21 protein-coding genes are annotated in these 19,789 nt (G+C 38.5%); 9 read left to right on the top strand and 12 right to left on the bottom strand.

The window, feature by feature from the left end; genetic code table 11:
- Window positions 1-10: 10 nt before the first annotated feature.
- Genes B7C41_RS16920 through lptM form a run of 4 tightly spaced genes read right to left on the bottom strand, consistent with a single transcriptional unit; the run spans window position 11 to window position 2,982 of the window.
- Window positions 11-718: a DUF484 family protein gene (locus tag B7C41_RS16920; protein WP_235839759.1), complete on the bottom strand. Its 708-nt coding sequence runs from the start codon at window positions 716-718 to the stop codon at window positions 11-13.
- Window positions 715-1,545 (bottom strand): diaminopimelate epimerase, encoded by an 831-nt coding sequence (gene dapF / locus B7C41_RS16925; protein WP_085300134.1) that lies wholly within the window; start codon window positions 1,543-1,545, stop codon window positions 715-717. The genes B7C41_RS16920 and dapF overlap by 4 nt, the downstream gene beginning before the upstream one ends.
- A 20-nt stretch (window positions 1,546-1,565) precedes the next feature.
- Complete coding sequence (gene lysA, locus B7C41_RS16930) at window positions 1,566-2,813, bottom strand: diaminopimelate decarboxylase (protein ID WP_085300135.1); 1,248 nt, start codon at window positions 2,811-2,813, stop codon at window positions 1,566-1,568.
- Between the two features lie 10 nt (window positions 2,814-2,823).
- Window positions 2,824-2,982 carry an LPS translocon maturation chaperone LptM gene (gene lptM / locus B7C41_RS16935; RefSeq protein WP_143764443.1) on the bottom strand — a complete coding sequence of 53 codons (159 nt, stop codon included), beginning with the start codon at window positions 2,980-2,982 and terminating at the stop codon, window positions 2,824-2,826.
- A gap of 110 nt (window positions 2,983-3,092) precedes the next feature.
- On the opposite strand from lptM, the gene cyaY reads away from it, so the two are divergent.
- The 5 genes from cyaY (at window position 3,093) to B7C41_RS16960 (ending at window position 7,790) form a co-directional block, all read left to right on the top strand.
- Window positions 3,093-3,413 carry an iron donor protein CyaY gene (gene cyaY, locus B7C41_RS16940; protein ID WP_085300137.1) on the top strand — a complete coding sequence of 107 codons (321 nt, stop codon included), beginning with the start codon at window positions 3,093-3,095 and terminating at the stop codon, window positions 3,411-3,413.
- Between the two features lie 22 nt (window positions 3,414-3,435).
- Entirely contained in the window at window positions 3,436-4,368 is a 933-nt protein-coding gene (gene hemC, locus B7C41_RS16945) for a hydroxymethylbilane synthase (protein WP_085300138.1), read from the top strand.
- Window positions 4,355-5,098, top strand: a complete 744-nt coding sequence (locus tag B7C41_RS16950; protein WP_235839760.1) for a uroporphyrinogen-III synthase — start codon at window positions 4,355-4,357, stop codon at window positions 5,096-5,098. Before hemC ends, B7C41_RS16950 begins: the two co-directional genes overlap by 14 nt.
- Window positions 5,099-5,190: 92 nt before the next feature.
- Window positions 5,191-6,603: a uroporphyrinogen-III C-methyltransferase gene (locus tag B7C41_RS16955; RefSeq protein ID WP_085300140.1), complete on the top strand. Its 1,413-nt coding sequence runs from the start codon at window positions 5,191-5,193 to the stop codon at window positions 6,601-6,603.
- Window positions 6,603-7,790 carry a heme biosynthesis HemY N-terminal domain-containing protein gene (locus B7C41_RS16960; RefSeq protein ID WP_085300141.1) on the top strand — a complete coding sequence of 396 codons (1,188 nt, stop codon included), beginning with the start codon at window positions 6,603-6,605 and terminating at the stop codon, window positions 7,788-7,790. Before B7C41_RS16955 ends, B7C41_RS16960 begins: the two co-directional genes overlap by 1 nt.
- A gap of 158 nt (window positions 7,791-7,948) precedes the next feature.
- Here the strand turns inward: B7C41_RS16960 and arfA are convergent, their stop codons facing one another.
- Window positions 7,949-8,152 (bottom strand): alternative ribosome rescue factor ArfA, encoded by a 204-nt coding sequence (arfA, locus tag B7C41_RS16965; RefSeq protein ID WP_085300142.1) that lies wholly within the window; start codon window positions 8,150-8,152, stop codon window positions 7,949-7,951.
- Window positions 8,153-8,302: 150 nt separating this feature from the next.
- Here arfA and B7C41_RS16970 point away from each other — a divergent pair, with 150 nt between their 5' ends.
- Window positions 8,303-9,007: a DUF2982 domain-containing protein gene (locus tag B7C41_RS16970; RefSeq protein ID WP_085300143.1), complete on the top strand. Its 705-nt coding sequence runs from the start codon at window positions 8,303-8,305 to the stop codon at window positions 9,005-9,007.
- Window positions 9,008-9,190: 183 nt separating this feature from the next.
- On the opposite strand, the gene B7C41_RS16975 is transcribed toward B7C41_RS16970, so the two are convergent.
- The 4 genes from B7C41_RS16975 to B7C41_RS16990 all read right to left on the bottom strand — a co-directional run bounded on the left by B7C41_RS16975 (window position 9,191) and on the right by B7C41_RS16990 (window position 13,264).
- Complete coding sequence (locus B7C41_RS16975) at window positions 9,191-9,655, bottom strand: hypothetical protein (protein WP_085300144.1); 465 nt, start codon at window positions 9,653-9,655, stop codon at window positions 9,191-9,193.
- A gap of 514 nt (window positions 9,656-10,169) precedes the next feature.
- On the bottom strand, window positions 10,170-10,865 hold the full coding sequence (gene fre / locus B7C41_RS16980) for an NAD(P)H-flavin reductase (protein ID WP_085300145.1): 696 nt from the start codon (window positions 10,863-10,865) through the stop codon (window positions 10,170-10,172).
- Window positions 10,866-10,945: 80 nt separating this feature from the next.
- On the bottom strand, window positions 10,946-12,427 hold the full coding sequence (ubiD, locus tag B7C41_RS16985; protein ID WP_085300146.1) for a 4-hydroxy-3-polyprenylbenzoate decarboxylase: 1,482 nt from the start codon (window positions 12,425-12,427) through the stop codon (window positions 10,946-10,948).
- Window positions 12,428-12,499: 72 nt separating this feature from the next.
- The gene (locus B7C41_RS16990) at window positions 12,500-13,264 is read right to left on the bottom strand and encodes a substrate-binding periplasmic protein (protein ID WP_085300147.1); all 765 of its coding nucleotides are present in this window, start codon (window positions 13,262-13,264) and stop codon (window positions 12,500-12,502) included.
- Window positions 13,265-13,404: 140 nt separating this feature from the next.
- Between B7C41_RS16990 and B7C41_RS16995 the strand changes: the two genes are divergently transcribed.
- Window positions 13,405-13,899: a hypothetical protein gene (locus B7C41_RS16995; protein ID WP_085300148.1), complete on the top strand. Its 495-nt coding sequence runs from the start codon at window positions 13,405-13,407 to the stop codon at window positions 13,897-13,899.
- 60 nt (window positions 13,900-13,959) lie between these two features.
- Here B7C41_RS16995 and rho read toward each other — a convergent pair whose 3' ends face one another.
- Entirely contained in the window at window positions 13,960-15,219 is a 1,260-nt protein-coding gene (gene rho, locus B7C41_RS17000) for a transcription termination factor Rho (RefSeq protein WP_085300149.1), read from the bottom strand.
- A gap of 191 nt (window positions 15,220-15,410) precedes the next feature.
- Window positions 15,411-15,737, bottom strand: a complete 327-nt coding sequence (gene trxA, locus B7C41_RS17005; protein WP_085300150.1) for a thioredoxin TrxA — start codon at window positions 15,735-15,737, stop codon at window positions 15,411-15,413.
- A 187-nt stretch (window positions 15,738-15,924) separates the two neighbouring features.
- Here trxA and rhlB point away from each other — a divergent pair, with 187 nt between their 5' ends.
- Window positions 15,925-17,190: an ATP-dependent RNA helicase RhlB gene (gene rhlB, locus B7C41_RS17010; protein ID WP_085300151.1), complete on the top strand. Its 1,266-nt coding sequence runs from the start codon at window positions 15,925-15,927 to the stop codon at window positions 17,188-17,190.
- A 3-nt stretch (window positions 17,191-17,193) separates the two neighbouring features.
- Window positions 17,194-18,699 (top strand): Ppx/GppA phosphatase family protein, encoded by a 1,506-nt coding sequence (locus tag B7C41_RS17015; RefSeq protein WP_085300152.1) that lies wholly within the window; start codon window positions 17,194-17,196, stop codon window positions 18,697-18,699.
- Window positions 18,700-18,773: 74 nt separating this feature from the next.
- On the opposite strand, the gene hemB is transcribed toward B7C41_RS17015, so the two are convergent.
- The gene (hemB, locus tag B7C41_RS17020; protein WP_085300153.1) at window positions 18,774-19,784 is read right to left on the bottom strand and encodes a porphobilinogen synthase; all 1,011 of its coding nucleotides are present in this window, start codon (window positions 19,782-19,784) and stop codon (window positions 18,774-18,776) included.
- Window positions 19,785-19,789 lie beyond the last annotated feature (5 nt).

Consider the following 19,789-nt stretch of genomic DNA (forward strand, 5'->3'; position numbering starts at 1 on the left):
AACCTAGCGCCTAATACAACTGTTGATGTAAAAGTTTAGCGACTAGTTTTTTAAATTGATTAAGTAATAATGTATCCATTCGAGGGTCGAAATGTTCAGCATCACGGCTACTAATGGCTAACAAACCAATTTCTTCATCATGGTGAGTTAAACGCACTAAAACCACTGAGCCTTCTGTTGGCTCAGCAAAAATCAACTCTTGTTCACTTTGTTGTAAACGACCAAAGTAATAACCCTCTTCACTTAATCTACTTTCTATGATTTCAGCACAATCCGCCGAAACAATAGAACTATGATTAACCGTTGTTGGTTTAACTAACCAAAGTTTCAAAGCATCTAAAGACAACAATTGTGTTGTTGCGACATGCAAGCAATCAATTAGCTCTTCTGCGGTTGTACAATCAAGTAAACGTAAATACATGTCACTATATAAGACAAATAACTGCTCATTTTGATTCGCAATCACCATAAGTTGAGTGATTTCTTCTTCAAGGTTATGAATTTTTTGTCGTTGCTGTGACAATTGACGTTCAACTAGTGAAACCGCGCCACGATGCTGATCAGGTAAGCGTAAGCCAGTAACCACTTCAGCTTGGCGATTAAAAAACTCTGGATGGTCTTGTAAGTAAGCCACCACTAATTCATCGGTTAAATTTATATCGTTCAGTAACATTTCAGATTCGTTTGATTGCATAGGTTTGTTTTTATCTTGTTTCATAAAGTAATTTGCCCGTCGAATACATGCACAGCGGGGCCGGTCATTTTTACCGAGTTACCAGGGCCTTTCCAATAAATTTTCAATTGACCACCAGGTAAATCAACAAGTACTTGTCGATTAAGTTTCTTTTGCATTTGCCCGATCACTACCGCTGCACATGCGCCACTGCCGCAGGCAAGCGTTTCTTCTGCACCACGTTCGTAAACACGCAGTTTAATATATTCTGCTGACACCACTTCCATAAAGCTGATATTAGCTTGCTGAGGGAAACGTTCATGGTGTGATAATGCTTTACCCAATCGTGCAACTGGGGCTTCTTTAACATTATCAATGGTTAATACACAATGAGGGTTACCTAGTGAAACAACACCACAAAGCACCGTTTCTTCTTCACTACGTAAAATATAAGTGCCCTCTGCTTTTTGGGCAGTAAACGGAATTTTAGCGGGTTCAAACTGTGGTACAGGCATGTTGACCGAGACATTACCATCTCGTTCAATAAATAAAGTCATTTTGCCAGATTGCGTCGAAACTTTAATCTTGTTCTTATTGGTTAGGCTTTTTAACCGTACGAACTTAGCAAAACAACGGGCACCGTTGCCACATTGTCCAACTTCACTACCATCAGCATTAAAAATACGGTAGTGAAAATCTAAGTCTGGATCATATGGCGGCTCAACAACCAAAACCTGATCAAAGCCAACACCAAAATGCCGATCGGCTAGCTGCTTTATTTGCTCATTCGACAAATAAACATTCTGCGTAACATTATCTAAGACCAGAAAGTCATTACCTAAGCCGTGCATTTTAGAAAAATTTACTAACATTACTATTTATTCTCACACCATCAAGGTAATAAGTGCTCACCTTGCCACAATTGGCTGAAGGTTTCACGTTGTCGAATTAAGTGGTTCTTGCCACCGTCAACCATCACTTCTGCTGCACGCGGTCGGCTATTATAATTTGAACTCATGGTAAAACCGTATGCCCCTGCACTGCGTATCGCTAATAAATCGCCAGCTTTTATTGCTAAACGACGTGCCTTACCAAGAAAGTCTCCGGTTTCGCAAATAGGTCCAACTACATCATATTCTGCACTCGCAACATCATCTCGTTGTTCAACAGGAATAATAGCTTGCCAAGCTTGATACAGCGCAGGGCGAATTAAATCATTCATCGCGGCATCAACAATGGCGAAATTTTTATCACCACCGAGTTTTAAGTATTCGACTTCAGTAACCAAAATACCAGCATTTGCCATTACGGCACGTCCTGGTTCGTAAATTAAACTTAGCGTTCGCCCAGTTAACTTATCGGCTATCGCTTTCGCGTATTCATTAGGGTGTGGAGGTTGTTCATCATCATAACAAACGCCAAGGCCACCACCGACATCGATATGAGAAATGATAATACCTTGCGCGGCTAACTGATCAACTAAGTGTAAAACTCGGTCTAACGCGTCTAAAAAAGGTAAAATTTCGGTCAACTGTGAACCGATATGACAATCAACCCCTTGAATATTTACATGAGATAAAGTCGCAGCGTAGGCATAAAGCTCAGGCGCATGTTCAATACTAATACCAAACTTATTCTCTTTTAAGCCCGTAGAAATATAAGGGTGCGTGCCGGCATCAACATCAGGATTCACCCGTAAAGAAATCGGCGCTACTTTGTCTAACTTTTTCGCTACCAGTTGAATTCTATCAAGTTCAGCAGCTGATTCGACATTAAAACAATGAATACCTAAGCCCAAAGCAAAGGCTATTTCATCTGAGGTTTTACCGACGCCAGAAAATACCACTTTTTTTGGGTCTCCACCGGCTTCAAGAACTCGCAGCAACTCACCTTTAGAAACGATATCAAAACCAGAGCCCAAACGAGCCATAACATTTAATACCGCAATATTGCTGTTTGCTTTTACCGCATAACAAACAAGATGAGGACGATCGCCTGCTGCTTGGTCAAAGGCATGCCAATGACGTTCAATAGTGGCTTTTGAATAGACATAAAGCGGTGTGCCGTATGCTTTAGCTAATTCAGACACCGCACATTGCTCAGCAAACAATGAGTTTTGCTTACGATTGAAAAAGTCCAAGGGGCTATTCCTACTGTTTTAGTGTACTTTTATTGGATTCATCGCTTGTTTTAGACGAGTTTTCTTGCTGTTGCTCAGGAGTTTGGTATAAAGGACCTTTAATACCGCATCCTGCTATTGTGGCTAAACCAAGCAAAGTGATGAAAATAATTGCAATTTGTTTACGCATAATTGATTTATTCGATTTTTTTCCCATGATAGACGTTTTATAATCCCATGACCAATAATTACCAAGTAAAGATTAAACAATCATAATACTTAGGTAGAAAGGAAGAGTTAATGAATGATAGCCAATATAATTTAGCCGCTGACGATATTCTACTAGCGATAGAAGAAGCCATCGAAGAAACCGGCTGTGATATCGATTTTGAAGGCATAGGTGGTTTACTTACCCTAACCTTTAAGAACGCGACTAAAATCATTATTAACAAACAAGCTCCCTTACATGAGATATGGGTAGCAACAAAATTTAACGGTCACCACTTTCATTTTGAAAATGACCAGTGGCTTGATAAACGCGGCGGTGATGAGTTATGGAAATTTTTATCTGACGCAGTCAGCAAACAAGCAGAAGAAACTATCGTCCTGTCTGCACAATAAATTAGTATATAAGGTAACTGAAATGACTCAACAAACTGTTCGTATTGCAACCCGAAAAAGTGCCCTCGCACTTTGGCAAGCAGAATATGTGAAAGCTCAACTTGAGCACTTTCATCCTGGTATTAATGTTGAATTAGTACCGATGACCACCAAAGGTGACATTATTCTTGATACGCCATTAGCTAAGGTTGGCGGTAAAGGTTTATTTGTTAAAGAACTTGAAGTCGCGATGTTAGAAGATCGTGCCGATATCGCTGTTCATTCAATGAAAGATGTACCTGTAGAGTTTCCTGAAGGTTTAGGTTTAGAAGTTATTTGCCCACGTGAAGACCCTCGTGATGCTTTCGTTTCAAATAACATAGCAAGCTTTGCTGATTTACCGCAAGGCGCAGTGGTTGGTACATCAAGCTTACGTAGACAGTGCCAAATTAAAGCATTACGACCTGATCTAATCATTAGAGATTTACGTGGCAATGTTAATACTCGCCTTAAGAAACTTGATAACAATGAATATGACGCCATTATTTTGGCCGCTGCTGGGCTAATTCGTTTAGAAATGCCTGAACGTATTCGTGAATTTATTGCCCCAGAAGTTATGCTACCAGCAAATGGCCAAGGCGCTGTTGGTATTGAATGTCGCACTGAAGATGAAACCATTAAAAAGCTACTTGCGCCATTAGGCTGTGAAGAAACACGTATTCGTGTTATTGCTGAACGCTCAATGAATAGAGCGCTTGAAGGCGGTTGTCAGGTGCCAATTGGCAGCTACGCAATTATTGAAAATCAAGAAATCTATTTACGAGGCTTAGTTGGCGCTGTAGACGGCAGTAAAATTCTTACCAGCGAAGTACGCGGAAAAACCCAAGATGCTGAAAAATTAGGCACTGACCTAGCAGCAACTTTGTTAGCCGATGGTGCTGATAAAATTCTTAGCCAGGTTTATGACCAACAATAGCTTTAATATTTTAATTACACGCCCGGAATCTGCTGGGCGTGATCTTCAACAACACCTCAATAACCAAGGTTTTGTCAGTTATTGCCAGCCTTTTTTTGATTACCAAGCCAACGACACTCTTTCGACGTTAACAGCACTGCAGCGTCAACTAGTAAAACCTATTCTTATTTTTGTTAGCGTAGCCGCCGTTGAGTTTGCCAATAAATTAAAACCTATTTCCTTATGGCCCCAACAAGAAGTTATCGCCGTGGGAAGTGCGACTTTGCAAGCGCTAAAAACGCTTGGTGTCAGCGCCGTTATGCCAGAACAGCATGACAGCGAAGGTTTACTCGCTTTAGCGTCATTACAAAATGTTCGGGCTAAAAAGGTACTTATTATTCGAGGTGATGGTGGTAGAGAATTAATTGCAGAAGAATTGTCTAATCGCGGTGCATCAGTAAATTACTTTGAAAGTTATCGACGCGTTTGGCGAAATTCATCAATTGAGTTCATCAAAACATGGCAACAACAACAGATAAATTGTATCTTAGTTACCAGTAACGCTTTACTCGAATTCATAGTAAACTTAATTAAAGATTCAGACACTTATTGGCAAGAAGATTGTATTTGGCTTGTTGCGAGCAACAGAATCGCTGATAAAGCCAAAAACTTAGGCCTAAAGCGAGTGATTAATGCTCATGGCGCGAACAAGCAAGCAGTTACCGCTGCATTATCTTCACTCACTTTATAAGCGTTTGAATAAAAAGCATCAGCGCCCAACATGTAAGACCAATCTAATTAACTTTGTTGTTTTACTTTGCGTAGAGAAGATAGGATCAGTTCATGAGCGATAAAAAAAAATCAGAGCCAAACAAACCTTCAGACGATAAAACGGCAACACCAAGTGGCCCTTCTGCTATTGATACAGAAAATCAACAAGGTTTATCTGCTTCCATTAATCTCTCTTCTTCATCTGCTGATGAAAAACCTAAGTTGCAAGATGAGAAACTCGCTGACACTAGCACCGAACGAAAGCCAGCAATTAATACAACCAGTAATATGAGTAAAGCACCAGTGAAAAAAACTTCTGCAGCCACATCACCAAAAGCGCGTGATAATAACGCAATAGAACAAAAAAACAAATTATCCAAAACAGCCGTTGTTGCATTACTCATTGCCTTATTAGCTATTGCCGCAAGTGCCGGGCATTACTATTGGAATGAACAGCAAAAAGCGCAATTTTCTCAACAGCTAAGTGATGAATTTCAGCAGCAATTACAGTTAAACCGAACAAAAGTTTCACAACAGTTATTACAACAAAAAAAGCAAAACAATTCACAGTTAAAAACTATTGAAGCTAATGTGCAACGTAATACTGAAAGCAATATTAAGCAACTTCAGCAACAGTTGGCTCAACTTGAGCAACAAATGGCGAATTTAAGTCAAAGCCAGCCTAGTGATTGGTTATTGCATGAAGCAGAATATTTAATTCGTGTGGCATCACGCAGCTTATGGTTAGAAAAAGATACTACGGCTGCCATTGGCCTTTTACGTGACGCTGAACGCCGCATTCAAGAACTCAATGATCAGCAATTCTTATCGCTACGCCAAACTATTCAACAAGATATTGCTAGCTTGCAATTGCTGCCAAAATTAAATACTGACGAAGTGATGTTAAAGCTAATGGCACTTGCGCACCAGTCTAAGCAACTCCCTTTAGCTATGGTAAATATTCCAAGCAGTAGTGAACAAAAAAGTGATTTAGAATTAACCGAGAATACTAGTGATTGGCGTGAAAATTTAGCTAAGTCATGGCGCAAATTTACTGCTGATTTCATTACCGTTAGTCGAAGAACAGGTAATGTAGAACCGCTAATGTCACCGACTTTTCAACAAAACTTACGTGAAAACTTAAACTTGAAATTACAAACCGCGATATGGGCAGCAAGTAAGGGCAATACAGAAATTTATCGCCAATCACTTACCGATATCAATGCTTGGTTGAATGATTATTTTGATATGGCTGAAATAAGCAATCAACACTTTGCCGAAGCTTTATTAGTACTTAAAAATGAAACCGTTAACGTTTCATACCCAAACAAATTAGTTTCATTGGCCGTCATTCGAGACATATTATCAAACAACAAAGCGCCAATAGCTCCTGAGCCTAAAAACGAAGTAGAACCAGCTACATTAGCGCCCGCAGAAGAAAAGCTAAATGAAGAAGCCAAGACCGAACAGCGAGAGGACGCATAATGAAACGACTACTTTTATTATTGCTATTAATATTTGCCGCTGTCGCTTTAAGCCCAATGCTTATTGACGAAAAAGGTTATATTCTCATCGCGATGGGCGACTTAACCTTAGAATCAACGGTAGTCACTGCATCTATCATGTTGATGCTAACTTTTATGGCTTTATTAATCACACTAAAAGTTTTTCGCGGCAGTTTAAATTTTAGCTTTGCCACTTGGAATAAAATTGCCTTTGCTGGCCGTCGCCGCGCTTTGAGAAACTTAAACAAAGGCATTGCCGCCTATGTGCTAGGTGACTATCAACAATCAGAACATTTACTGGCAAAATCTGCAGAAGCATCTTCACTAGAGCATATTGCTTATTTAGTCGCTGCTGATGCGGCACAAAAGCAAGCCTTAAAACCTAATACCGAGCATTACTTAGCACTACTAGAGAAAAGCACAGATACTCTGAAAGAAGCGGGTTTGGAAGCAATTTTAATTAAAATAAAATTACTGATCGGTCAGCAAAACTATCAATTAGCGCGTGAAGTCATTGATCAGCACCATAAGCATATTGGTCATGATGCTCGCTTGTTATCACTTGAAATTGATCTCAGCCTTATTGAGCAACGTTTCGATTACGTTGTTAAGCAACTTAATAGCGCTAAAAAACAAAAAGCAATTACTAGCGAAACTATTGCGAAATGGCAAAAAGTAGCGTTTTATGGCGCGTTCAATAATCAAATTAAGCAACACGATAACAATGCTTTAATGCAATATTGGCAGCAACTGGCCAAAAAAGTTAAACAAGATGAAGTGGTGGTATTGGCCTATTGTCAAGTATTGGCAGAAAACAACATTAACGAGCCACTGGCAAAAGTATTATTACCGGTAGTTAAGAAAGGTGCTGATAGTAAGCTACTAAAATCAATAAGAAGCTTACCAATAACACAGGCTAATGAATTAGTTGCTGCGGCACAAAAACACCTACATAACGATCCTCATAATGCCCTTTGGTTATCACTGGTAGCTCATTTCGCAGTTTTTTCTCAGCAATGGCCATTGGCAGAAAAAGCCTTTAATAGCTTAGTAAACCTTGAAGGTTCACCATACGACAAGATAGATTTATTAGCTTTCGCTTTAGTGTTAGAGCAACAAAGCGAATATGAGAAAGCGAATCAAGTGTTAAGAAAAATTCATACATAAATATTGAGAAGTTTTAAACGTCTCGGCTATAGGCTAATTTTAAAGATAACAAGGCGAAAGAGTACAATGTAGTTTTCTACTTTAGCGACTTTCAACGATGTTAAGTTGAAAATTAGCCATAGCATATTCATCTAAAAGCCCTATTTAATAACGACGTATTAAGCCGCTATTAAATAGGACTCTTGTCCCTTATGCTTTTGTTTACGTTGGTACGAACCTTTACCTTTTTTAGCACTAACCACTTGCTGCTTATAGAGCTTAGAAGTTACTAGTGCCGCGAGAAAGTTATCTTTAATAACACCCCGTCCGAATTCACTTTCAGCATTAATATACTGAGCTTTCTTTTGTTTATGTTTAGCCATAAAGCTAATTTCCTTTTATTCGATTATTAATTAAGTTTGGGATTATCATTGAATAGATTATCTCCATGTTCGTCGCGTATTATATCCTAAGCGACAAAAAATGCGTAATATATAACCATTAACCCATCTTTATAAAGTAATAATCAAGCTATGGTATCACCTGTTAAAAACATCAGAGAAACCATAAAGATTAAAGCGATTGCACGACATCATGGTTTGTTCATAACGTTAATGGGTTTTATTGCATTATTAGTTGTAGCAACACTTTGCAGCTACTTTTGGTTGCAAGCACGCTTGCCACTCATGTTTATGCTACTGGCATGCTTGGTGGCTATTTTCATTGGCTTACTTAAGCTAGTTGAGCCTAAGCACAGTTTAGTTTTGGCGCCAAAAATACTAACCTTTAATCACCGTCATGGTAGGTGGCAGTTTAACTGGCAACAAATCAGCAACATCCACTGTGTTACTAATACCATAGGTATAGCTAAAGAAGAACTAAACTATGTTGGTGTAAAATTGGCCGCTATAGATTCAATCGCTGAGAATATATCATTGCGTTTGGCTAATAGAATGATCCACGAGCAAAAACCATTACTGCAATATTGTATTAAGCAGCAACTGATCTCTTTTGAACAAGGTATTTTAAACTTTGAACCTTATGTATTACGTAATGGAGTTGTACTTAAAGGGCCTTTAGCCGCTTTTATGCATCACAGCGAAGTATTGCATCAAGCACTTGGTGCGCATTTATTTATATCAGCGAGTAATTTAAACGGTTCGATTAACGACTTTGTGGTTTTAGCCAATAATTACTTAGCCAAGGCAAAAGTTGAGGGCGCTAATACCAGCGGTTAATTTATATTGGTTTAATATGTTGTAACTTAAGCTCAGTCTGACTCTTTAATTTTATAGATTTTAATTAAAGCAGACAGTCGTAAAGCCACCAAAACGGTCATTTATCATGAAACTGCTAATGCTGGCTTTGGAGTCTAAAAAGGTAGTTTCTGCCAAGGTGTAACAAATTTATCATCTGATAGATTACTTTTTGATTATTTCGTACTTTTCCAATGAGTGCATATCATTAGTGCCAAACAATAATTTCAGTTGTTCCACAATCATTGAAAATGCATCAATCGGAATTTTCTTAAAATCTCGAACTTGGGCGATAGGTATAATTAATTCAAAGGTTGAAATAATTTCTATAAATAAACTTTGTTCATCAGGTTTTAGAATGTAAATTTCTTTAGCAATATCTTCAAATTCGGCTAGCATTTTTTTTAAACCATCATTATCAAGTAATTTATACGTTTCCACTCTAAGCCCTTTAATTTCACTAATATTTGGTTCCAATCTAGTGAGCTTAGATTTAATCCGAGCACGAAGCGTTTTTGCTTTAGCTCTATCATTAAAGTAACTTCGAAAAATTGGATAGAGAGCTATAATAACTGCACAAAGAGTACAAATTGATGAGAATGCTTGCCAATCGACCGTGTAAATAACCACTTAATCACCTTTATTTATTCTAAAGAGTAAGTATCTGAGGGATATGTCCCTATATTCAATCATCATATTGGAATAAAACGATAATTGTAAGATGAAAAATAAATTCAATCATGAATTTACTGTGGATTAGAATGGCTATGTTATTGCGGGCGGATGATATATAGGAATAATGAAGAGTGTATTTTTTAGGAGTCCTTAGAAGTAATGAAAGCTAAAAGTAATAACTGCTATAGATATTTATTTTAGTTTTGAGGCTAAATACGGTCGCGAGGAAATAACGAGAACGACCGTTTTGATGGCAAAGTTGGCTATTTCTTAAGGTAAATACACGCCTAAATTAAGTCGGCTTTGTGATATTAGTTATCGTTCAAATAATCAGATTCCAATGTTCTAGTTAGGCTCTGCTATTTAAAAGTGTCAGGTCAATTTGAGCTACTACACTTACATGACACATAAAAAAACTGAACACTCGCATGTTCAGCTTAACAATGAAATACACCCTTAAAACAAACTCTTAGATAAAGGCAAAGGCATCGGCATACATATGCTCAACTAAAGCGCCTTGTTCAACAAAGTCTTGTCGAACCGCACCAACCATTTCAAAACGGCCAGCTAAATAAATATCATAATCGGCTAAGTTGTCGATATCATTCATCACAACTTTATGAACCATACCCAAACGCCCTTGCCAATCATCATGTGGTGTTTCGATGACCGGAATAAACTTGCCATTAGCTAACTTGCTGATCATCACTTTAGTTTCATCAAGTTCATAACAAGCGCTTGGATCACGCAAGCCCCAATAAACTAGCACTTCGCGTTGAGAGTTCTGGTTTACTAAGTGCTCATACATAGATTTGATATAAGAAAAACCAGTACCACCAGCAATTAATAACAACGGACGTTCGCTTTCTTCGCGTAGTTGCGCGCTACCAAATGGCATTTCAATGGTCACTTCAGTATTGGCTTTAATACGTTCAATCACTTGCATTGGATAACTGTCTGAGCCAAAAGCGCCTATCTGCAATTCAATAAACTCAGCGCCTGGCGCACTTGCGATAGAAAACGGCCGTTTGTCTTCGTCACTCATGACAAAATTCAAGTATTGTCCGGCAGCAAAACCAACCGCCTTGCTTGGCTTTAACAGCACCTTATAAACATACTCGGTTAATGGAGTAAGTGCCGCTACCTGACATGTGATCTCATTCATTTAATTCTTTACCTTAGTTTCTGCTTTTAAGTTTGCGGTGCAGATTTTCATTATATTAATTGGCTAATGTAGTTAACGTGTTAAGTGATGTTAAGCTCGTCCCAAATATCATCAACTTGGTCTTTAATTTCTTTAGTCATTTCAATTGGCTCGCCCCATTCACGGTTGGTTTCACCCGGCCATTTATTCGTTGCGTCCATACCCATTTTAGAGCCTAAGCCTGAAACTGGTGAAGCAAAGTCTAAATAATCTATTGGGGTATTTTCTATTAATACCGTGTCGCGACTTGGATCCATACGCGTTGTCATCGCCCATATAACATCCTTCCAATCACGGGCATTAACGTCATCATCACAAACAATAACAAACTTAGTGTACATAAACTGACGTAAGAACGACCAAACCCCCATCATGACACGCTTAGCATGACCCGCATATTGCTTTTTAATCGTCACTACCGCTAAACGATACGAACAACCTTCTGGCGGCAAGTAGAAGTCTTGAATTTCAGGAAATTGCTTTTGCAAAATAGGTACAAATACTTCATTTAGTGCCACACCTAAAATTGCTGGCTCATCAGGTGGACGTCCAGTATAAGTACTATGGTAAATAGGGTCTTTTCGGTGTGTCACATGGGTTACGGTAAATACAGGGAAATCATCAACTTCATTATAATAACCTGTATGATCACCATAAGGCCCTTCTGGCGCCATTTCTTCAGGGTCAATATAACCTTCTAAAACAATTTCAGCGCTAGCTGGCACTTCAAGTTCATTACTAATACATTTCGCAACTTCTGTTTTGCTGCCACGTAATAGTCCAGCAAAAGCATATTCTGACAGTGTATCAGGCACTGGGGTAACAGCACCTAAAATAGTTGCAGGGTCAGCACCTAATGCCACGGCAACAGGATATTTTTCACCTGGAAAGGCTTTTTTAAACTCTTGAAAGTCTAATGCACCACCACGGTGTGATAACCAACGCATAATGACCTTATTAGGACCTAACAATTGATTACGGTAAATGCCTAAATTTTGACGTTCTTTATGTGGGCCTTTGGTAACGGTTAAGCCCCAAGTGATCAATGGTGCAATATCACCTGGCCAACACTTTTGAATCGGTAATTTAGTTAAATCTACATCATCACCAGTAATAACAACTTGCTGACAAAGTGGCTTCTTAATTACCTTAACAGGCATATTCAATACTTGTTTATACAGAGGTAACTTATCTAAAGCATCACGAAAGCCTTTTGGCGGTTCAGGCTCTTTTAAAGTGGCTAGTAGCTTGCCAACATCACGCAACGCGGCAACATTATCTTGTCCCATCGCCAACGCAACTCGTTCAGGTGTACCAAACAAATTGGTTAAAACAGGCATACCATGAGGGTTACCCTCTTTATCAATGGGATTTTCAAAAAGTAATGCAGGACCTTCTTGGCGCAGGGTACGATCACTAATTTCTGTCATAGTTAAATCAGTAGAAATAGGCTGACTGATACGCTTTAACTGGCCTAATTTCTCAAGTTGATCAATAAAATCTCTTAAATCACTATATTTCATATTAGATTTTGACTAAAAATTTGTTAGCTATTATAACGGTAAGAAACCCAAAAACCCTAATGCCAATTAGAATCATTCATTATCCAGCTTGTTCCGATTCGTATTAAAATTAGCGGTGCTTTTTCGTTTTTGCATAACCTCTTCATAAGCCATGCGAACTTTTTCAACCAAAATGTCATCAGTTAATTCGCTGAACGCCATATACAAATCAATAGACGATATATCGAGTTTATGTAGAGGTTTAAGTGCTTGGCAATTGAAAGCATATTCCAAACACACGGCCTGAAAACTCGATTGGTTGGCAGGAAATAAATCAATGCGTTTTTGCTCAAACAGATTAAAATTTTGTGTGCCTTGAACAACAGTCGTTAATTTTTTAAAATTGTTAGCTCTCAAGTATTGGTCAACTGCACTATCTCGAACGGTCCCTACTCGAAACTTCTTAAGAGTGGCTAATGGCGTTTTTAGGTTGATATCTGAATCAAATGAGCCGTATAAGTAATATTCTAACGCCATAATTCGGCCAACCCATTTAAATTTATTAGTCCTTGTTTTGGTACGTGCTAAGGAATAAATCAATATGTTAGGTTCAGTTAGTGCTAAGTGATACGCTCTAGCCCATGGTAGAACTTCAATCGTATAGCTAATGTTTGCCGCAGATAGTACTTGTTCTACCAATTTGGTTGCTGGGCCCGATATTTTTCCATTTTCAAAATATTGCACTGGAAAAGTATCTTCTGTAACTACTTTGATGCGAATATCAGCTTTATATTCAAGGGTAGCTCCACAAGAACTATAAAGGGATATTAATAGACAAAAAATATAAATTCGGTGCATAAATTGCCTTTAGTTTGGTTAAAATAACAACACATAATTTTTAAAAACGCGCATACTACACTAATAACTTTAGTTTGTCGTATAAAATTCATACAAGCATAACTACAATCGACAAAATGCCTTTAATAGGATTTAGTTTAATGAGAAAAGTACTTATTGTAATAATGACACTCTTTACTTATTCAAGTATTGCAGCAGATTGCAGTGATAAAAATTATCAAGATTTTGACTTTTGGCTTGGTGAGTGGCAAGTCACCAGTAAGGCTGACGATGTCATTCGGTTTAATAGTATTAGTAAAATAAACAACGGCTGTACAATTTTGGAAGAGTACAGTTCACCAAGCGGTTATGTCGGAAAAAGCTTAAACATTTACGATCAACATACAAAAAAGTGGTACCAAACTTGGACGGATAGTTCTGGGTTACTATTGCAATTACGAGGCGGTATCAAGCAAGGTACTATGGTGATGGTTGGCGAAACGCTTAACGATAGCCAGCAGACAACCATTAATCAAATTCATTGGATACCAAACGAAGATGGTACGGTTCGCCAACATTGGCAAGTTAGCCAAGATAATGGCAAAACATGGCAAACTACTTTTGATGGCCTTTATAAAAGGGTCACAAATAATTAAATTTACCAGAAATAAAAAATGCCAGCAATTGCTGGCATTTTCATTCAATGGTTGTCTAAATTACTGACGCTTCATTGAATCGAAGAATTCGTTATTAGTTTTTGTCATCGCTAATTTATCAATCATGAATTCCATGGCATCAATCTCACCCATCTCATGAACGATTTTACGTAAAATCCACATTTTTTGTAATTCATCAGGCTTAGTTAATAGCTCTTCACGACGAGTACCACTTCGGTTAAAGTGGATAGCAGGGAAAACACGTTTTTCAGAAATTTTACGTGAAAGGTGTAATTCCATATTACCCGTGCCTTTAAACTCTTCGTAAATAACTTCATCCATTTTAGAGCCAGTTTCCACTAGGGCTGTCGCGATAATAGTTAAACTACCACCTTCTTCAATATTACGTGCAGCACCAAAGAAACGCTTAGGACGATGTAAAGCATTAGCATCAACACCACCCGTTAGTATTTTACCTGATGATGGGATCACCGTGTTATAAGCACGTGCTAAGCGGGTAATTGAATCAAGCAGAATAACAACATCTTTTTTATGCTCAACTAAGCGTTTTGCTTTTTCGATAACCATTTCTGCCACTTGTACGTGACGATTTGCTGGCTCATCAAATGTTGAGGCAATTACTTCACCTTTTACTAGGCGACGCATTTCAGTAACTTCTTCTGGGCGTTCATCAATCAGAAGTACCATTAATTCTGCTTCAGGTTGATTATGAGCAATACTTTGGGCAATATTTTGTAATAATAAAGTTTTACCGGCTTTTGGCGGAGCAACAATCAAACCACGTTGACCTTTACCAATTGGTGAAGCCAAATCTAAAACACGAGCAGTAATATCTTCAGTTGAACCATTGCCACGTTCCATGATCATGCGATTTGTCGGATGAATTGGCGTAAGGTTTTCAAAAAGAATTTTATTACGTGAATTTTCAGGGCGATCAAAGTTAACTTCATTAACTTTTAATAATGCAAAGTAACGCTCACCGTCTTTTGGCGGACGAATCTTACCAGCAATAGTATCACCGGTACGCATACTAAATCGGCGTATTTGGCTTGGCGATACATAAATGTCATCTGGACCCGCTAAGTAAGATGAATCTGCCGAACGTAAAAAGCCGAAGCCATCTTGTAGAATTTCTAAAACACCGCTGCCGAAAATATCTTCACCACTTTTTGCATGAGCTTTTAAAATAGCAAAAATAATGTCTTGTTTACGGTTACGAGCTAAGTGCTCTAATTTCATTGATTCTGCGAGTTGAACTAGTTCGCTAATTGACTTTTCTTTAAGTTCGTTAAGATTCATAGTGGGGGTTTCTTAGACTATTTAGGTTGTTATGCTGTGCCGTTTGGCAATTTAGGATGTTTGAGTATGATATTTTGAGATGTTCTTTTCGTTCGAATGTTAAACTTAGCATTAAAAACAAAACAGGTAAAGGATCACATGCTTTATCTTTGACTTAAAAAACAAAAAGGCCCGATATACGGACCTTTTTCTTATAAGTTGTTATCAATAAACTCTTTCAATTGAGTTTTCGATAATGCGCCAACTTTCGTATCGGCAACTACACCATCTTTAAAAAGTAGCAATGTAGGAATACCACGAATACCGTACTTTGGTGGCGTATTTGAGTTTTGGTCAATGTTTAATTTACCAACAGTCACCTTGTCAGCGTATTCTTCAGCAACGTCGTTTAACAACGGCGCGATCATTTTACATGGACCACACCACTCAGCCCAGAAATCAACTAGAACAAGGCCTGATGCATTAATTACATCAGAGTCAAAACTATCATCAGTTAACTGAACAATTTTATCGCTCATTTATATCTCCATTAATGGTGGCACTATGCCAATTGGTTAAGATTATACCTTCATCATCTCGAATTACCAACAATCATATATAACAGATATGGGTATTTAATTTCAAAATCAACTAATACTACAATTTATCAAGCAATTTAGCTAAATCTCGATTCTATTAAATAGCGTAACCTGTTAAGCTATTGGTATGAAAAAAACACACTTAACTGAAATAAAGTTCTCTGAACTTAAGCTCGAGCCAACCGTAGTTACTGGTCTCGAATCTATGGGCTTTGAATATTGCACGTCAATTCAAGCAAAGTCTCTTCCTATTCTACTGACCGGTAAAGATATTGCGGGTCAAGCACAGACAGGCGAAGGTAAAACCATTGCCTTTTTAGCAGCAACATTCCACCATTTATTACAAAAGAAAGATGTTAAACACAATCAACCACGCGCACTTATTATGGCGCCAACCCGTGAACTAGCCATTCAAATTCATCGCGACGCGTTGGAGATGGCAAAAAGTACAGGGTTACGTTTAGGCTGTGTTTATGGTGGTGAAGGTTACGAAAGTCAACGTCAGGAGCTTGAACAAGGCGTTGATATCTTAATCGGCACTTGTGGACGCCTAATTGATTATTTAAAGCAGGGCATTTACAACCTTAACAATATCGAAGCTGTGGTACTTGATGAAGCAGATCGCATGTTCGATTTAGGTTTTATTAAAGATATTCGTTATATGTTTGGCAAAATGCCGGCAGCAACCGACCGTTTGAGCATGTTATTTTCTGCAACTTTATCATTCCGCGTCAAAGAGTTAGCCTTCGAGCATATGAATGATCCAGACAGTGTAGAAGTTGAACCTGATCAAAAAACCAATGTGCGCATTTCTGAGGAATTATTTTACCCTTCAAACGAAGATAAAATGCCTTTATTGCAAACGCTTATTGAAGAAGACTGGCCAGAAAAAGCTATTATTTTTGCTAATACTAAACATGTTTGTGAAAAAATACATGCACACCTTGACGCTGATAAGCTTCGCGTAGGGCTATTAACTGGTGATGTCATCCAGAAAAAACGTCTTAAAATTTTAGAGCAATTCACCGCGGGGCAATTAGATATTTTAGTTGCTACTGATGTTGCAGCTCGTGGCTTACACATACCAGCTGTTACGCATGTATTTAATTACGATTTACCAGATGATTGTGAGGATTATGTTCATCGTATAGGTCGTACAGGCCGAGCTGGTGCAACAGGGCATGCGATTAGTTTGGCTTGTGAACAATATGTATTTAACTTACCTGCTATAGAAACCTATATTGAACATGCCTTACCTGTCAGTAAGTATGATCATGAAGCCTTATTGACTGATTTGCCGAGACCTAAACCTCGTCAACGTCGTCATAAACCTCATAACGGTGGTCAGAATCGAAATCGTAATGCAGGTAATAGGACGCAAAGGAATAATTAGCTGATGACGAACACCGAGGAAGAGTCTTTATCGCCTCTGTACGCGGTGATCGATTTGGGCTCTAACAGTTTCCATATGCTAATTACTCGACAACTTGCCAATAGCGTGCAAGTTGTCGATAAAGTTAAGCGTAAAGTCCGCCTAGCTTCAGGTTTAAACAGCAACAACATATTATCTGAGAGTGTTATTGCGAAGGGCTTAGAGTGTTTAAGCTTTTTTGCTGAACGCCTGCAAGATATTCCAAGTAAAAATATTCGAATTGTTGCCACTGCAACTTTAAGGTTAGCGCAAAACCGAGATGATTTTTTTACACCCGCAGAGAAGTTACTGACCCATAAAATCACTTTATTAAGTGGTTTGGAAGAAGCTGAAAACATTTATTACGGCGTTGCCCACACTTCATGTAGTGCTGACAACCGCTTAGTTTTAGATATTGGCGGTGCAAGCACAGAGATAATCGCAGGCCATGGCTTTGAAGTCAAAAAAGCAATTAGCCTCGATATCGGTTGCGTTACTTTTAATCAGCAGTTTTTCCCAAATGGTACACTTAACACAGAAAACTTTACTAATGCCGTAACAGCTGCAGAAGCCGCCATCGCACCAATTCGTGATACTTATTGTAATATCGGTTGGCAATGTGCTTTGGGAGGGTCTGGCACTATGCAGGCACTGGCCGAAATATTGATTCACCAACGCAAGCCACCAACACTATCACTAGATTTTTTATATCAAATTAAACATGAATTACTGAGTTTTCATAATATTCAAGATATTGATATTTCTGGTTTATCATCAGAGCGCAGCGCCGTAATTGCTAGTGGCCTCGCTATTTTGATTGCTTTATTTCAGCAGTTCTCTTTGCAAAAGTTGTCGCTTTCAAGTGGCGCATTACGCGAAGGCTTACTCTATGAAATACTCCCGAATAGTCGACAAATTAATATTCGTCAACGCACAATAAATGCACTAGCACAAAGGTTTCACACTGATACCAAGCATGCAAACCATGTTAAGCAGAAAGTTAAAAAACTTTATCAACAACTTAGCTTGTCGTGGCAGTTAAGCAAAGACAATGCTTTTGATATTCTATTAGCAAGCTGTGACTTACATGAAGTAGGTTTGTTATTAGAGTATAAATACCATCAACGTCACACTGCTTATATTTTAACACACGCTGATTTAGCCGGTTTTAGCTATACCGACCGGCAATTATTAGTGATGTTGGTTACCTTATATAAAGGTGATATTGACCATAAATTATTAGTTGAACAGTCAGCTATTGATATGGAGCAGGCAACAAAATTATTAATTGTATTGCGACTCGCTATTATTCTATGCCGTCGCAGAAGTGATGACGTATTACCAGATTATCATGTTGATGTTATTCAGAAACAGTTAACACTTTCATTACCTAAAACTTGGCTTTCGCAACACCCATTAATTGCTGATGAATTAAACCAAGAAGGGCAACATCTAAAATACTTGGGTTTTTCATTTATAATCAAAAGTTAATTTACCTTGCTAATAGAAGTATATAAATTAGCAAAACCGCACTGTCTAGCACGGTTTTTACCATTTTATATCGTTTAGCTTTCTTCTTTTAACCAGCGCGCAACTTGCTTAGCAAAATAGGTCAAAATGCCATCTGCACCTGCGCGTTTAAAGGCAAGCAAACCTTCCATAACACAAGGTTTTTCAGCTAACCAACCATTTTGAATAGCAGCCATATGCATAGCATACTCACCACTAACTTGATAAGCATAAGTTGGTACTTGAAAGTTATCTTTCACTCGACGTACGATATCTAAATACGGCATACCCGGCTTAACCATAACCATATCGGCGCCTTCTTGAATATCCTGTGCAATTTCGTGCATAGCCTCATCACTGTTCGCAGGATCCATTTGGTAAGAGAACTTATTACCACCTTTAATATTACTGGCTGAACCAACGGCATCACGAAATGGACCATAATAATTCGAAGCATACTTTGCTGAGTAAGCTAATATTTTTGTATTGACAAAATGATAGGCTTCTAGTTCTTGACGAATAGCACCAATACGGCCATCCATCATATCTGAAGGGGCAACAACATCAGCACCGGCTTGTGCATGAGATAATGCCTGCTTCACGAGAATATCTTTGGTGACTTCGTTTAAAACATAACCTTCATCATCAATAATGCCATCCTGCCCATGAGTTGTGAATGGGTCAAGGGCGACATCGGTGATCACACCTAAAGAAGGAAACTTAGCTTTAACAGCCCGCACTGTACGCTGTGCTAAACCATCGGCATTATAAGCTTCTTCGGCCATCAGAGATTTTTTTTCTGCTGGGGTAACAGGGAATATGGCAATGGCAGGTACGCCTAAATCAACCAACTCCTGACATTCTTCAAGTAATAGATCGATACTTTGACGTTCAACGCCAGGCATAGATGTAATTGCTTCCCGCTGATTTTCACCTTCCAAAACAAAAACAGGGTAGATCAAGTCATTAACCGTAAGTTGGTTCTCCGACATTAAACGACGAGAAAAATCATCGGCACGCATACGACGCATGCGACGCGCAGGGTATTGACCAAAAGTGTTATTCATATTTA

This window comes from Cognaticolwellia mytili (assembly GCF_002104475.1).
Taxonomy (GTDB): domain Bacteria; phylum Pseudomonadota; class Gammaproteobacteria; order Enterobacterales; family Alteromonadaceae; genus Cognaticolwellia; species Cognaticolwellia mytili.